Source organism: Saccharothrix syringae (assembly GCF_009498035.1).
Taxonomy (GTDB): domain Bacteria; phylum Actinomycetota; class Actinomycetes; order Mycobacteriales; family Pseudonocardiaceae; genus Actinosynnema; species Actinosynnema syringae.
On sequence record NZ_CP034550.1, the window covers coordinates 4,760,879 to 4,774,326 of the forward strand.

The following is a 13,448-nucleotide window of genomic DNA, read 5'->3' on the forward strand; positions in this document are numbered from 1 at the left end:
CTCCCCCGCACATCCGCGATCGTTCCGCTGAACGGGGCCAGTCTTTCACGCGATCAAGGCAGGCGCTCGTGGCCCGGTCGGTCGCTCACCGCGATGCCCAGGGCGCGGGCCAGTGCGGGGGCCAGCTCCAGGGCCTGGTCGGGGCTGATGGTGGCGCCGCGCAGCGAGCCGTGGCCGTCGTGCAGGCTCAGCGCGGAGGCCGCGCGGAAGTCGACGTCGGCCAGTCGTGCCTGGTCGAACCGCACGTCGTCGAGCACCGAGCCGGGGAAGGACGCGCCGGTGATCGCGGCACCGGAGAAGTCGACGTCGCGCAGCACCGAGTCGACGAAGACCACGTCGCGCAGCACCGCGCCGCGCAGGTTGACCGAGACCAGCTTGCAGCCGAAGAACGCCACCCGGGTCAGCCGGGCGTCGAACGCCTCGGCGCCGGCCAGGGCGCTGCTGACGAACTCGGCGTCCAGCCAGGTGGTCTCGGCCAGGTCCGTGCCCACGACCTGCACGCCGTGCAGCCAGGTGTCGTTGAACCGGGCGCGGCGCAGCGAGCCGTCGGTGAGCCGGGAGGCGGAGAAGGCGCACTCGGTGAACCGGCTGTTGCCCGCCTCGAACCCGGTGAACGCCCGGTCGTCGAAGTGGACGACGTCGTGGTCCTCGTCGCGGCGCAGTTCGGCGCCGTCGTGCTCCTCCAGGTGGCCGACGTAGGGGAGGTCGGCGAGGGTGCGGGGTTCGGGCATGTCCACCTCGGGCTCGTCGCGGCGTCCGGGCGCCGAGCCTAGGGGGTCGCCGCGCGGGCGCCCCGGCGGGTGGGCGCGTCATCCGATGGGGGAACGGGGCCGCCGGCCGGCCGGACCGGCGGCGAGGATCACCGGTGTGCGAGCCGCGGACCGGGTGCTGCTGATCGATGTCGGGAACGTCGTCGGCGTGGCCGAGCCGTGCCCGCTGGCGGTGGGCCCGGACCTGGTGCGCGCCCGGGTGGGCGCGGTGCTGCGCGCGGCGGGCCCGGTGCACCACGTGATGGCGTGCTACGCCAGCGCGGAGCGGGGGATGGACCTGCTGGGCAGCGTGCTCGCCGAGATGGGCGTGTGCAGCCGGACGGTGCCGCCGGGGCGCGGCGCGGTGGAGGACGCCCTGCTGGCCCACGCCCGCTACGCCCACGGCCGCGGGTGCCGCACCTTCGCCGTGGCGGCGGGGGAGGGGTTCACCGCGCCGCACGAGCTGGGGCGGTTCGAGGTGGTGCGCCGGCGGACCGTCGTGCCCGGCTCGCTGCTGGCGGTGCTCGCTTTCGGGATCGGCGTCGCAATCGGGCACGCGCTGACCGGGTGGGTCGTCCGCGCCGTGGTGAAGTCCTTGCGCGGAAACGATTCCGAAGGTCGTTCGCGTTGGGGTGGCCCGCGGCGGTAACCGGGCGGTGCCGCTGCGCGACCACGTCCGACGACCTCGTGAGCAGGACGAAACGGACCCTTGACGGTAACGCCGTCGTCATCTTAGGGTCCGGCAACTCGAAATTTTTCACCGAGAAAAGCGAAAGTTTCGAGATGTCATCGCGAGGAAGCGAGAAACCCTGATGAAGTCGACCCACCTGGTCACCGCCGCAGTCGCCGCGGTGGCGTTGTCGGTGCCGTTGACGCTCGTGGCCTCGGCCGCGCCCGACGTCGCCGACCGGCCGGGCCACGCCAAGAAGGACACCCTGCGCCAGGCGGCCCCCAAGGGCTTCTACATCGGCAGCGCCGCCGCGGGCGGCGGGCACCACGAGGAGCAGCCCTACCCCGACCCGTTCACCTCGGACCAGGAGTACCGCAAGCGGCTCGCCGCGGAGTTCAACTCGGTCTCGCCCGAGAACCAGATGAAGTGGGAGTACCTGCGCCCCGAGCGGGGGACCTACAACTTCGGCATGGCGGACAAGATCGTCAAGTTCGCCCGGCAGAACCACCAGGTCGTCCGCGGGCACACCCTGCTGTGGCACAGCCAGAACCCGGCCTGGCTGGAGCAGGGCGCCTTCTCCAAGGAGGAGCTGCGCGAGATCCTGCGCGAGCACATCTTCACCGTGGTCGGCCGCTACCGGGGCCAGATCCAGCAGTGGGACGTGGCCAACGAGATCTTCAACGAGGCCGGCCAGCTGCGCACCGAGAACATCTGGATCCGGGAGCTGGGCCCGGGCATCATCGCGGACGCGTTCCGCTGGGCCCACCAGGCCGACCCCAAGGCGAAGCTGTTCTTCAACGACTACGGCGTGGAGAGCGTCAACGCCAAGAGCAACGCCTACATCGCGCTCATCAAGGACCTGCGCGCCCAGCGGGTGCCCGTGCACGGGTTCTCCGCGCAGGCGCACCTGAGCACGCGGTACGGCTTCCCCGGTGACCTGCAGGCCAACCTGCAGCGCTTCGACGACCTCGGTCTGGAGACCGCGATCACCGAGCTGGACGTGCGGATGGACCTGCCGGCCGACGGCAAGCCCACCGAGGCCCAGTTGGCGCAGCAGGCCGACTACTACCAGCGCACGCTCGCCGCGTGCCTGGCGGTCGACGACTGCAACTCGTTCACCATCTGGGGCTTCACCGACAAGTACTCCTGGGTCCCGGTGTTCTTCCAGGGCGAGGGTTCGGCGACGGTGATGACGGAGGACTTCAGCCGCAAGCCCTCCTACTACGCGCTGCGCGACACGCTGGCCAAGGCCGGTCGGCGGTAGTGCCGCGGGAGTAGCGGCCGTCCTGAGTGGACGGCTTTCGGGGAGGGTCGGCCGCACGGTCGGCCCTCCTTCCGTGTTCCGGCCCCGGCGTCCGGGCCCCGGCGGTCAGGTCCCCTCGACCGGCACCTCGTCGATCAGCTCGGCGGCGATGGCCGAGGCGGTGTCGCGGTACCGGGCGTCGAGGGCGTGGAACAGCTCCTCGGCCTCGATGGCGGGCCAGTCCTCGTCCAGGTGCTCGGCCGGCAGGTGGGGGTCCTGCCGCACGAGTTGCAGCCAGTCGGTGTGCAGCACCAGCAGGCGCGCCAGGTCGTCGGGCAGTCCGGGTGGCGGGGTGCGACCGCCCCAGCGGGCGGTGAAGGCCCGGTAGCGCGCCGCGATGGCGGCGGTGTCGAACACCCGGTGCACCAGGTCGGCCGACTCGGTCGGCTTGGCGTGCTGCGCGGTGAACACCGTGACGTGGTCCGCCAGCCCCAACCGGTCGACGATGCCGGCGGCGTCGCGGGTGCCCGGCGCGATCCACAACCCGTTCTGCAGCATGCCGAAACCCGCCCACACCAACTGGGAGCGCAGGTCGTGGCGGTCGCCGCGGCGGCTGTCGGGCAGGGAGAACCCGACCAAAGTCCAGTTGCCGTCCCAGGCGCGGTTGACCGCGCCGGTCTCCCAGATCCGCCGCCTGCCGTCGCGCAGCACCTCGGTGGCGTGGTCGGTCAGGCCGAAGTGGACGCGCCTGCCCCGGCGCTGCCGGGCGAGCAGGCCGCGGCCGACCATGCGGCTGAGCGTCGAGCGCACCGCCTCCTCGGACACGCCGACGCGGTCGAACACCTCGATCACGCTGCCCGAGTACACCGCGATGTCGCGGTCGAGCACGTACAGGCCCAGGAAGGCCAGCATCAGCGACTGGGGGCGGGGGTGCTGGGGGTTGTCGTCGACGTGCTCGGTCACGGGCCCAGGGTAGCCGGCGCCTCATGTTGTGCACAGTCTGGACGGCCGTCACAAATCTGCCGTATGTTGATCGCACGGCAGCGGAGCGCGAGGAGGCGCCGTCATGGACTTGCTGGACAAGGTCGCCGTGGTCACCGGCAGCGGTCGGGGGCTCGGGCGGGCGTACGCGGAGGCGCTGGCCCGGGCCGGCGCGGCCGTCGTGGTCAACGATGTGGACGCCGAGGCCGCGAACGCGGTGGCCAAGGGCATCGCCGGCAACGGCGGCCGGGCCGTCGCCTCGGTCGGCGCGGTCGGCCCGGCGGAGACCGCGGACGAGCTGGTCGCCACCGCCGTGCGCGAGTTCGGCCGGCTCGACGTGATGGTCACCAACGCGGGCGTGCTGCGCGACAAGGTGCTGTGGAAGATGACCGACGAGGACTTCGACACCGTGGTCGACGTCCACCTGCGCGGCACCTTCACCTGCGCCCGCGCCGCCGCCGCGCGCATGCGCGAGCAGGGCGAGGGCGGCAGCCTCGTCCTGATCTCCTCGCCCGCGGGCCAGCGCGGCAACTTCGGGCAGACCAACTACGCCGCGGCCAAGGCGGGCATCGTCGCGATGGCCCGCACCTGGGCGATGGAGCTGGCCCGCGCGCGGATCACCGTCAACGCCGTGGTCCCGGTCGCCGCCACCGAGATGACCAGGACCATCCCGGCCTTCGCGCCGGTCATCGAGGAGGCCGAGCGCACCGGCGCGCCGCTGCCCGGGTGGCTGCGCCGCGCCCACGGCCTGGGCACCGTGGAGGACGTCGCCCCGCTGGTCGTCTTCCTCGCCTCCGACGCGGCCCGCGACATCACCGGCCAGGCCATCGGCGTCGGCGGCGACCGGCTCGCGCTCTGGGCGCACCCCAAGGAGAAGGCCGTGGCGTTCGCCGAGGGCGGCTGGACCGCGGACGCCCTCGCCGAGGCGTGGGGGACCGGCGTGGGCGCGGAACCCGAGACCTACGGCATCCCCGCACCCAACCCGCCGGGGGCCTGACGTGCCGATCGACCTCGACGCGATCGTGGCCATCGACGTCCACACCCACGCCGAGGTGTCGCGGGACGGCCACCCCTCGCTGCCCCGGGAACTCCTCGAAGCCTCCGAGAAGTACTTCAAGGCCCACGGCCACCGGCAGCCCACCATCGCCGAGATCGCCGCCCACTACCGGGAGCGGAGGATGGCGGCCGTCGTGTTCACCGTGGACGCCGAGCACGCCACCGGGCACCCGCGCATCCCCAACGAGGAGGTCGCGCAGGGCTGCGCCGAGCACGCCGACGTGCTCATCCCGTTTGCCTCCGTCGACCCGTGGAAGGGCCGGGCGGGCGTGCGGGAGGCGCGCCGGCTCGTCGAGGAGCACGGCGTGCGCGGCTTCAAGTTCCACCCCAGCCTCCAGGGCTTCTCGCCCGACGACCGGATGGCCTACCCGCTCTACGCGGCCATCGAGGAGCTGGGCGTGCCCGCCCTGTTCCACACCGGGCAGACCGGCATCGGCGCGGGCGTGCCCGGCGGTGGCGGCATCCGGCTCAAGTACTCCAACCCGATGCTCGTCGACGACGTGGCCGCCGACTTCCCCGACCTGCGGATCATCCTGGCGCACCCGTCGTTCCCCTGGCAGGACGAGGCGCTGGCGGTGGCCACGCACAAGCCGAACGTCCACATCGACCTGTCCGGGTGGTCGCCGAAGTACTTCCCGCCGCAGCTCGTCCGCTACGCCAACTCCCTGTTGCAGGACAAGGTGCTGTTCGGCTCGGACTACCCGGTGATCACGCCCGACCGCTGGCTGGCCGACTTCGCCGCGCTCGACCTCAAGCCCGCCGTCCGACCCAAGATCCTCAAGCTCAACGCGGCCAGGCTGCTGGGCCTGGCCGCCGACGACCCGGAGCGCCCATGACCACCCCCGCAGCAGCGACCGGCACCACCGACGCACCGACCAGGACCACCGCCGACGGGCTCGACGGGCTGCTGGCGCTGGCCGGCCGCGACCTCGGGCACACCGCGTGGCGCGAGATCACCCAGGACCGCGTCGACACCTTCGCCGACGCCACCGACGACCACCAGTGGATCCACGTCGACCCGGCGCGTGCCGCGTCCGGGCCCTTCGGCCGCACCATCGCCCACGGCTACCTCACCCTGTCGCTGATCATCCCCCTGTTCGGGGAGCTGCTGGAGATCAACGGCGTCCGGATGAGCGTCAACTACGGCCTGGAGAAGGTCCGCTTCCCCAGCCCGGTGCCCGTCGGCGCCCGCATCCGCCTCTCCGGGCGGGTCGCCGAGGTGACCGCGGTGGCGGACGACGGCGTGCAGATGGCGCTGGACTTCACCGTCGAGCTCGACGGTTCCGACAAGCCGGCGTGCGTCGCGCGCGCCGTGTACCGGCACTACGCCTGAAACCGGGGTCCCGCCATGCCGAACCCGCAACTGCGCCGCGCCGTCGCGTCCAGCTTCCTCGGCAGCGTGATCGAGTACTACGACTTCCTGCTCTACGCCACCGCGTCCGCCGTGGTGTTCAACAAGGTGTTCTTCTCCTCCCTCGACCCGCTGGTCGGCACCATCGCCAGCTTCGGCACCTTCGCCACCGGCTACCTGGCCCGCCCGCTGGGCGGCGTGGTGTTCGGGCACTTCGGCGACCTGTTCGGCCGCAAGCGGGTGCTCGTGGCGACCATGGTCCTGATGGGCGTGGCCAGCACCCTCATCGGCGTGCTGCCGACCTACGCCCAGGTGGGCGCGCTCGCACCGGTCGGCCTGGTCCTGCTGCGCGTGCTCCAGGGCATCGCCGTGGGCGGCGAGTGGGGCGGTGCCGTGCTGATGTCCACCGAGCACGCCACCGGCCGGCGCGGCCTGTGGGCGGGCTTCACCAACGCGGGCGCGCCGTGCGGGATGGTGCTGTCCACCGCGGCCCTGGCCGGCACCTCGGCGCTCGTCGGCGAGGCCGCGTTCCTCGACTGGGGTTGGCGCGTCCCGTTCCTGGCCAGCGTCGTGCTGCTCGGGGTGGGGCTGTTCGTCCGGCACCGGGTGGAGGAGACGCCCGCGTTCCGCGCGATCGAGCGCACCGGTCCGCGCCGCCCGCCCGTGTGGGAGGTGCTGCGCCACCACCCGCGCGTGCTGCTGCTGAGCGTGGGGGTGGGGCTGGCCGCGTTCGTGGTGCAGTCCACGCTGACCACCTTCGTGGTGGCGCACGGCGTGCAGGTCGGCCACGCGCGGCAGACCGTGCTCAACGCGCTCACGCTCTCCTCGGCCGTCGCCGTGGTCGGCATCCTCGCCTGGGCGGCCGCCTCGGACCGGTTCGGCAGGCGCCCCGTCGTGCTGGCCGGCGCGATCGCCATGGCCGCGTACGGCTTCGTGCTGTTCCCCCTGGTGGACAGCGGCAGCACGGCCCTGCTCGTGTTCGCCCTCGTGCTGGGGCAGGGCATCGTCCACCCGATGGTCTACGGGCCCCTGGCCGCCCTCTACAGCGAGCTGTTCAGCGCCGAGCACCGCTACACCGGCGCCTCGCTGGGCTACCAGCTCGCCGGTCTCGGCGCCGGCTTCGCGCCGCTGCTGTTCGCCTGGGTGCAGCGGAGCACCGGCGGCGTCACCCCGATCTCGTTCGTCATCGCGGGCTTCTGCCTGCTCAGCGCGGTGTGCGTGCTCGCGCTGCGCGAGACCCGCGACCGCCACCCCGTCGCCTGAGGAGGACGAAGTGCCGAACGCGGGACTGGGCGGCTGGCCCGCCCGGCGGGCGCTGATGTCGCCCGGCCGCACCGCCCTCGTGCACGACGGGCGGTCCACCACCTACGCCGAACTGGCCGAGCGGGTCCACCGCCTGGCCGACCGGCTCCGCGCCGCGGGCGTCGGCGCGGGCGACCGGGTCGCCTACCTCGGGCCCAACCACCCGTCCTTCGTCGAGGCGATGTTCGCCGCGCACGCCCTGGGCGCGATCTTCGTCCCGGTCAACTTCCGGCTCACCGCACCGGAGGTCGACCACGTGCTCACCGACTCGGGCGCCTGGGCCCTGGTCTACGCGCCGTCGTGCGCGCGGGTCGTGCGGGACCTGACCGCCGCCCCGGGCGTGGTGGTCGCGCTGGCGGACCCGGCCCCGGGCGAGCACGACTACGAGACCTGGCTCGCCGGTGGCTCCGCCGAACCGGTCGAGGTCCCCGTCCACCCGGACGACCCCGCCTTCATCCTCTACACCTCCGGCACCACCGGGCGGCCCAAGGGCGCCGTGCTCACCCACGCCAACGTCGTCTGGAACACCTACAACCTGCTGGTCGGCGTGGACGTCACCAGCACCGAGCGCACCCTGGTGTCCGCGCCGCTGTTCCACGTCGCCGCCCTGGCCCAGACCCTGCTGCCCACCCTCGTCAAGGGCGGCGCGGCCGTGCTCACCTCCACCTGGGACGTCGACCAGGTCTACGACCTCGTCGAGCGCGAGCGCATCACGCTGGTGTTCGGCGTGGCCACCATGTTCGCCGACCTGGCCGCGTCGCCGCGCTGGTACACGGCGGACCTGTCGTCGCTGCGCCACCTGCTGTGCGGCGGCGCGGCCGTGCCCGAACCGCTCATCCGCGCCTACCAGGAGCGCGGCCTGACGTTCTGCCAGGGCTACGGCCTGACCGAGACCGCGCCCGGCGCGACGATGCTGGAGGCGGGGGAGAGCGTCCGCAAGGTCGGTTCCGCGGGGCCGCCGGTGTTCTTCGCCGAGGTGCGGGTGGTGCGCGCGGACGGCGTGGACGCCGAGGTGGGCGAACCCGGCGAGGTGCTGGTCCGCGGCCCGAACGTCACCCCCGGCTACTGGCGCGACCCGGTCTCGACCGACGCCGCGTTCCTGCCCGGCGGGTGGTTCCGCACCGGCGACCTGGGCCGGTTCGACGCCGACGGCCACCTGCACGTGGTGGACCGGCTCAAGGACATGTTCATCTCCGGCGGGGAGAACGTGTACCCGGCGGAGGTGGAGAACGCGCTGGCCGAGCACCCGGCCGTGGTGGAGGCCGCGGTGGTGGGGGTGCCCGACCCCCGGTGGGGTGAGGTCGGGCGGGCGTTCGTGCGCTACGCGGAGGGTGGTGGGCCGAGTCGGGAGGAGCTGCGCGAGTTCCTGGCGGCGCGGCTGGCCAAGTACAAGGTGCCGGTGCACGTCGAGGTGGTCGGGGCGCTGCCGCGCACCGGGTCCGGCAAGGTCCGCAAGTCCGAGCTGAGGCGGCTGCCGCTGCCGTGAGGTCGGGGGCGGGGCGGGCGCTTCGCCGGTCCGCGCGTCGGGTTGATCGGGGATCGGTCGCGGGGGATGCGGCTGTCGTGACGCCGCGTCCCCCGCCGGGCGATCCGCTCGGGCACCGGCACGTCCGGTGACCACGTGACGGGGCCGCTGCTCGAACCGCCTCACCGCACGGGCAGCAGCACCCCGTGCTCCTCGACGGGCCGCGGCCCCGGGATGCGGCGCTCCTCCGCGGCGATGCGCACGTCGTTGATGCTCGCCTCGCGGCGGCGCATGAGGCCGTCGTCGGTGAATTCCCACAGTTCGTTGCCGTAGCTGCGCCAGTACCGGCCCTCGTGGTCGTGCCACTCGTACTGGAAGCGGACGGCGATCCGGTTGTGGCGGAAGCCCCACAGTTCCTTGCGCAGGGCGTAGTCCAGTTCGCGGGCCCACTTCCGGCGCAGGAAGTCCACGATCTCGGCGCGGCCGGTGATGAACTCGTCGCGGTTGCGCCACACCGAGTCCTCGGTGTACGCCGCCGCCACTCGTTCGGGGTCGCGGGTGTTCCAGGCGTCCTCGGCGGCCTGGACCTTCTGCGCGGCGGTCCGCTCGTCGAACGGCGGGAACGGTGGGCGCGGGCTCATGGTGCTCCTCCTCAAGGAGAGAACGGTCGTTCTCCGCAGTATCGTAGAGAACGATCGTTCTCTCAAGGAGGTGTCGTGGACCACGACGAGGCGGCCACCCGGGTGCTGGACGCCGCCGAGGCGCTGTTCTACGAGCGCGGCGTGCAGGCGGTGGGCATGGACGCGGTCCGCGCGGCCAGTGGGGTCTCGCTCAAGCGCCTCTACCGGTGCTTCCCCTCGAAGGACCACCTGGTGGCGGAGTACCTGCGCCGGCGCGACCTGCGGTGGCGGGAGTCGCTGGCCTCGTTCGTGGCACAGCGGTCGGCGGAGCCGGTGGCGGCGGTCTTCGACTGGCTGCACCGGTGGTTCGCCGAGCCCGGTTTCCGCGGGTGCGCGTTCATCAACTCCTTCGGCGAGCTGGGCGCCGACTCCCCGGTCGTGGCGGACCTCGTCCGGCACCACAAGGACGAGCTGAGGCGTTACCTGGCCGGGCTGCTGCCCGCGGATTCCCCCGACGCGGCGGCCGAGCAGCTCCTGCTGCTCGTCGAGGGCGCCATCGTCACGGCGTCGATCACCGGCGACCCGACCGTCGCCCACCGGGCCGGTGCGGCGGCCGAGGTCCTCATGACCAGCGCGTGCCGTTTGACGGCACCTGGGTAGGTCAGGGGCGCGCCCCGCGCCCCTGACCCGGCCGGTCAGCTCGCGGTGCAGGACGCCGTGGGCGCGCTGTTGGTGCCGCGCGACGACGCGGTGAAGCCGAACGCGGTGCTCGCGCCGGCGGCGAGGTTGCCGTTGTAGCCGGCGTTGCGGGCGGTCACGGTGGCGCCGCTGCTGGTGACGGTGGCGTTCCAGGCGTTGGTGACGGTCTGGCCGTCGGCGAAGGTCCAGGTGACCGTCCAGCCCCTGATGGCCGAGGTGCCCGCGGTGACCCGGACCTCGCCCTGGAAGCCGCCCTGCCACTGGTTGGTGACCCGGTACGCGGCGGTGCACGAGGGGCCGCCGGGCCGGGTCGTGGTGGTGGTCGTCGTCGTGGTGGTCGTGCTGGTGGTGGTCGTGGTGCCGCTGTAGATGGTGGCTTCCCTGGCGGTGGCCTTGATGCCGTTGGCGCCGTTGAAGACGCGCTGGCCCCAGGTGGTCAGGCGGGCCGGGTCGAACTCGGTGGCCATGTCCAGGACCGGGTCGGTGTTGCCGCTCCACGACCAGGCCAGGTAGCCCAGGCCCCGCTGCTGCGCCTCGCTCAGGATCGTCTCGTGGTCGACCTCGCCCGCGGCGAACTGCCAGCCGAACTCGCCGATCACCAGCGGCCAGCCGTTGGCCTGGAAGCGGTCGAGGTAGTCGGTGATGGCGGAGGCGGTGTTGAACACCGAGTACATGTGGATCGACAGCACGGTGTTGCGCTGGGTGTCGGCGTCCAGGACTTTCTGCGCGTTGTCGCGCATGACGTACTGCCAGTCCTGGCCCCAGTTGGGGGCGTCCACCATCAGCAGGTGCTGGAAACCGTTGGTGCGCATCTTCTTGACCGCGTTCACGGTCGCGTCGGTCCACTGCGCGGCGTTGACGTTGCCGATCGGCTCGTTGCCGATGTTGATGACGACGTGGTTCTCCTGGCCCACCAGTGCGCTCTTCTGGCTGATCCAGTAGTCGACCGCCTCGTCCAGCGACGCCGCCGCGCCCTCCTCGCCGTAACCGGTGGTGTCGTGCACCTCCAGCACGCAGATCAGCCGGTTCCGCTTGCACAGGTCGATCACCGCGGCGGTGTCGGTGGACGGCCCCCACCGCTTGCCGCTGCCCAGCACCACCCGCACGGTGTTGGCACCCAGCGCCTTGACGTCGGCGAACGAGCTGGTCCGACCGGTGAACCACACGTGCGGGTGGTTCACCCCGCGCATCACGAACGGCTGCCCGTTGGCCTCGACGACCCTCGTGCCGCTGACGTGCAGCCCCACCGCCGCCTGCGCCCGCGGCAGGGCCGTCACCCCGAAGCCCGTCGCCGCGAAGCCCGCGATCGCGAGCAGCGCGGCGCCGATCATGGCGATCTTCCTTCTCATGGCCGTCCAACACCCTTCGTGCCGATTCGTCATTGATCGGACGCGATCGAGGATGGAGGCCGAATTGCGGTTCGACAACCCGTCGAATTCTTCGACGGCAATGGTCGAAGAATTCGAAGGTCTTACCGCGCCAATTCGGTCCGCAGGAACTCCCGCAGCGGCACCGGCGGACGGCCGAGCAGGCGGCCCAGGGCCGGGTCGACTTCCGCGAACGCGCCGCGCCTGCTCGCCGCGAACATCCCGAGCAGCAGGTCGGCGGTCGGGTGGGGCACGCCGTGGCCCAGCAGCCCCGCCCGGTACTCCTCGTCCGCCACGACCACCCGGCGGATCGACCGGCCGGTCAGCTCGGAGGCGATCGCCGCGACGCCGGCCAGGTCCACCGCCTCCGCGCCGGTCAGGGCCGGGGTCACGCCGTCGAGCGCGTCCCCGGTCAGCGCGGCGACCGCCGCCTCGGCGAGGTCGTCGTGGGCCGTCCAGGACACCGGTCCGTCCTCCGGCGCGGCCAGCTCGCCCGTCCGCAGGGCGGTGCCGAGCAGCATGAGCGCCGACGCCGCGTAGAAGCCGTTCCGCAGCGAGGTGAAGGCGGTGCCCGAGTTCCGCAGCACGGCCTCGGTGGCGGCGTGGTCGGGCATCGGTGGGAAGGGGGAGCCCGGGTCCGCGCCCAGGTGGCTGGTGTAGACGACGCGGGCGCCGGCCGCCCCGGCCGCCTCGATCGCGGTCCGGTGCAGCTCCACCGCGGCCTCGCCGGTGGTGTCCACGGAGACGACGAGGACCCGTGACGCGCCCTCGAACGCGTGCGCCAGGCTCGCCGCGTCGGCGAAGTCGCCGCGCCGGACGCGGACGCCCCGCTCGGCCAGGTCCCGCGCCCGGTCCGGGTCCCGGACGCACGCGCCGACCCCCTCGGGCCCGATCCGGTCGAGCAGGCGGGTCGCGACCGCCCGGCCGAGCTTCCCGTTGGCCCCGGTGACGATGATCATGTGGATGCGTTGTCCTTCCGCTCTTGGCTCTTGGCTCTCGGCTCTCGGGGCAAACCCTGCCGCCCGGCGGGAGCGGGGTGAAGGATCATCGCGGTCCCGGTTGTTACCCTGGGGGACATGCCGAATTCCGGGGGTGGGTCGTGGAATCCCGACCGCTGCGCTACTTCGTCGCCGTCGCCGAGGAGCTGAACTTCACCCGCGCGGCCGAGCGGCTGGGCATCTCCGCCCCACCGCTGTCCCGCGCGATCCGCGCGTTGGAGGCCGAGCTGGGCGCCGTGCTGTTCGAGCGCACCACCCACAGCGTCGCGCTGACCCCGGCCGGGACCGTGCTGCTGGAGCAGGCGCGCATCGCCCTGGACGCGCTGGACGCGGCCGGGCACCGGGCCCGCCGCGCCGTCGAGCCGAAGCTGGTGCTGGCGGTCAAGGCCGACAGCGGCGGCGGGCTGCTGGAGGGCATCCTCGCCGGGTACGCGGCCGACCCCGCGGCCGTGCCGATCGGCGTGCGGCTGTGCGGGTGGGGCGAGCAGGCGTCGCTGGTGCGCCGGGGTGAGGCCGACGCCGCCCTGGTCCACGAGCCGTTCGACCACACCGGGCTCGACGCCGAGACCGTGGCCGTGGAGCCGTGCGTCGCGGCGCTGCCGGTCGGGCACCCGCTGGCCGCGCGGGAGGCCGTTGCCGTGGCCGAGCTGGGGTTGCCGTTCAGCGCGCCGGTGAGCGCCGCGGAGCTGCACCGGTTCCAGGTCGGGATCGTCGAGCGGCACGGCATTCGGGACCTGTCGCAGATCTTGGCGCTCGTCGAGCTGGGTGAGCTGGTCACGCTGCTGCCGGTGTCCGTGGGTGAGCGCTACCCGCGGCCCGGGGTCGCCTACGTGCCCGTGCCGGACGCGCCGCCCGCGGTGCTGCGGATCGTGTGGCCTAGGGAGTCGCGGTCCCGGGCTGTTGCGGCGCTCGTCCGCGCCGCTGCGGGGCGGAGGGACTGAGTCCGC

14 protein-coding genes are annotated in these 13,448 nt (G+C 73.0%); 9 read left to right on the forward strand and 5 right to left on the reverse strand.

Annotated features, from left to right (window positions below; translation table 11 throughout):
* Window positions 1–53: 53 nt before the first annotated feature.
* Window positions 54–731: a pentapeptide repeat-containing protein gene (locus tag EKG83_RS20665; RefSeq protein WP_033431811.1), complete on the reverse strand. Its 678-nt coding sequence runs from the start codon at window positions 729–731 to the stop codon at window positions 54–56.
* A 136-nt stretch (window positions 732–867) separates the two neighbouring features.
* On the opposite strand from EKG83_RS20665, the gene EKG83_RS20670 reads away from it, so the two are divergent.
* Both EKG83_RS20670 and EKG83_RS20675 read left to right on the forward strand, forming a co-directional pair.
* Window positions 868–1,398 carry a hypothetical protein gene (locus tag EKG83_RS20670; protein ID WP_033431736.1) on the forward strand — a complete coding sequence of 177 codons (531 nt, stop codon included), beginning with the start codon at window positions 868–870 and terminating at the stop codon, window positions 1,396–1,398.
* Window positions 1,399–1,561: 163 nt separating this feature from the next.
* A complete protein-coding gene (locus EKG83_RS20675) occupies window positions 1,562–2,683 on the forward strand; it encodes an endo-1,4-beta-xylanase (protein ID WP_033431737.1) in 1,122 nt (373 codons plus the stop codon).
* A 105-nt stretch (window positions 2,684–2,788) separates the two neighbouring features.
* On the opposite strand, the gene EKG83_RS20680 is transcribed toward EKG83_RS20675, so the two are convergent.
* Complete coding sequence (locus tag EKG83_RS20680; protein WP_033431738.1) at window positions 2,789–3,625, reverse strand: PaaX family transcriptional regulator; 837 nt, start codon at window positions 3,623–3,625, stop codon at window positions 2,789–2,791.
* Between the two features lie 103 nt (window positions 3,626–3,728).
* On the opposite strand from EKG83_RS20680, the gene EKG83_RS20685 reads away from it, so the two are divergent.
* From EKG83_RS20685 to EKG83_RS20705, 5 genes are read left to right on the forward strand one after another with little or no spacing between them, the layout of a single operon-like run.
* The gene (locus tag EKG83_RS20685; RefSeq protein WP_033431739.1) at window positions 3,729–4,640 is read left to right on the forward strand and encodes an SDR family oxidoreductase; all 912 of its coding nucleotides are present in this window, start codon (window positions 3,729–3,731) and stop codon (window positions 4,638–4,640) included.
* Between the two features lies 1 nt (window position 4,641).
* Window positions 4,642–5,535, forward strand: coding sequence for an amidohydrolase family protein (locus tag EKG83_RS20690; RefSeq protein WP_407690769.1), 894 nt, complete (start codon window positions 4,642–4,644; stop codon window positions 5,533–5,535).
* Window positions 5,532–6,032: a MaoC family dehydratase gene (locus tag EKG83_RS20695; protein ID WP_051766054.1), complete on the forward strand. Its 501-nt coding sequence runs from the start codon at window positions 5,532–5,534 to the stop codon at window positions 6,030–6,032. Before EKG83_RS20690 ends, EKG83_RS20695 begins: the two co-directional genes overlap by 4 nt.
* Window positions 6,033–6,047: 15 nt before the next feature.
* The gene (locus tag EKG83_RS20700; RefSeq protein ID WP_033431740.1) at window positions 6,048–7,313 is read left to right on the forward strand and encodes an MFS transporter; all 1,266 of its coding nucleotides are present in this window, start codon (window positions 6,048–6,050) and stop codon (window positions 7,311–7,313) included.
* A gap of 10 nt (window positions 7,314–7,323) precedes the next feature.
* Window positions 7,324–8,838: an acyl-CoA synthetase gene (locus EKG83_RS20705; RefSeq protein WP_033431741.1), complete on the forward strand. Its 1,515-nt coding sequence runs from the start codon at window positions 7,324–7,326 to the stop codon at window positions 8,836–8,838.
* A 161-nt stretch (window positions 8,839–8,999) separates the two neighbouring features.
* Here EKG83_RS20705 and EKG83_RS20710 read toward each other — a convergent pair whose 3' ends face one another.
* Window positions 9,000–9,458: a nuclear transport factor 2 family protein gene (locus EKG83_RS20710; RefSeq protein WP_033431742.1), complete on the reverse strand. Its 459-nt coding sequence runs from the start codon at window positions 9,456–9,458 to the stop codon at window positions 9,000–9,002.
* A 75-nt stretch (window positions 9,459–9,533) separates the two neighbouring features.
* Between EKG83_RS20710 and EKG83_RS20715 the strand changes: the two genes are divergently transcribed.
* The gene (locus EKG83_RS20715) at window positions 9,534–10,097 is read left to right on the forward strand and encodes a TetR/AcrR family transcriptional regulator (RefSeq protein ID WP_033431743.1); all 564 of its coding nucleotides are present in this window, start codon (window positions 9,534–9,536) and stop codon (window positions 10,095–10,097) included.
* Between the two features lie 35 nt (window positions 10,098–10,132).
* On the opposite strand, the gene EKG83_RS49055 is transcribed toward EKG83_RS20715, so the two are convergent.
* Both EKG83_RS49055 and EKG83_RS20725 read right to left on the reverse strand, forming a co-directional pair.
* The gene (locus tag EKG83_RS49055) at window positions 10,133–11,485 is read right to left on the reverse strand and encodes a cellulase family glycosylhydrolase (protein ID WP_033431744.1); all 1,353 of its coding nucleotides are present in this window, start codon (window positions 11,483–11,485) and stop codon (window positions 10,133–10,135) included.
* A 122-nt stretch (window positions 11,486–11,607) separates the two neighbouring features.
* The gene (locus tag EKG83_RS20725; protein ID WP_033431745.1) at window positions 11,608–12,462 is read right to left on the reverse strand and encodes an SDR family oxidoreductase; all 855 of its coding nucleotides are present in this window, start codon (window positions 12,460–12,462) and stop codon (window positions 11,608–11,610) included.
* A gap of 140 nt (window positions 12,463–12,602) precedes the next feature.
* Here EKG83_RS20725 and EKG83_RS20730 point away from each other — a divergent pair, with 140 nt between their 5' ends.
* On the forward strand, window positions 12,603–13,442 hold the full coding sequence (locus EKG83_RS20730; RefSeq protein ID WP_033431746.1) for a LysR family transcriptional regulator: 840 nt from the start codon (window positions 12,603–12,605) through the stop codon (window positions 13,440–13,442).
* Window positions 13,443–13,448 lie beyond the last annotated feature (6 nt).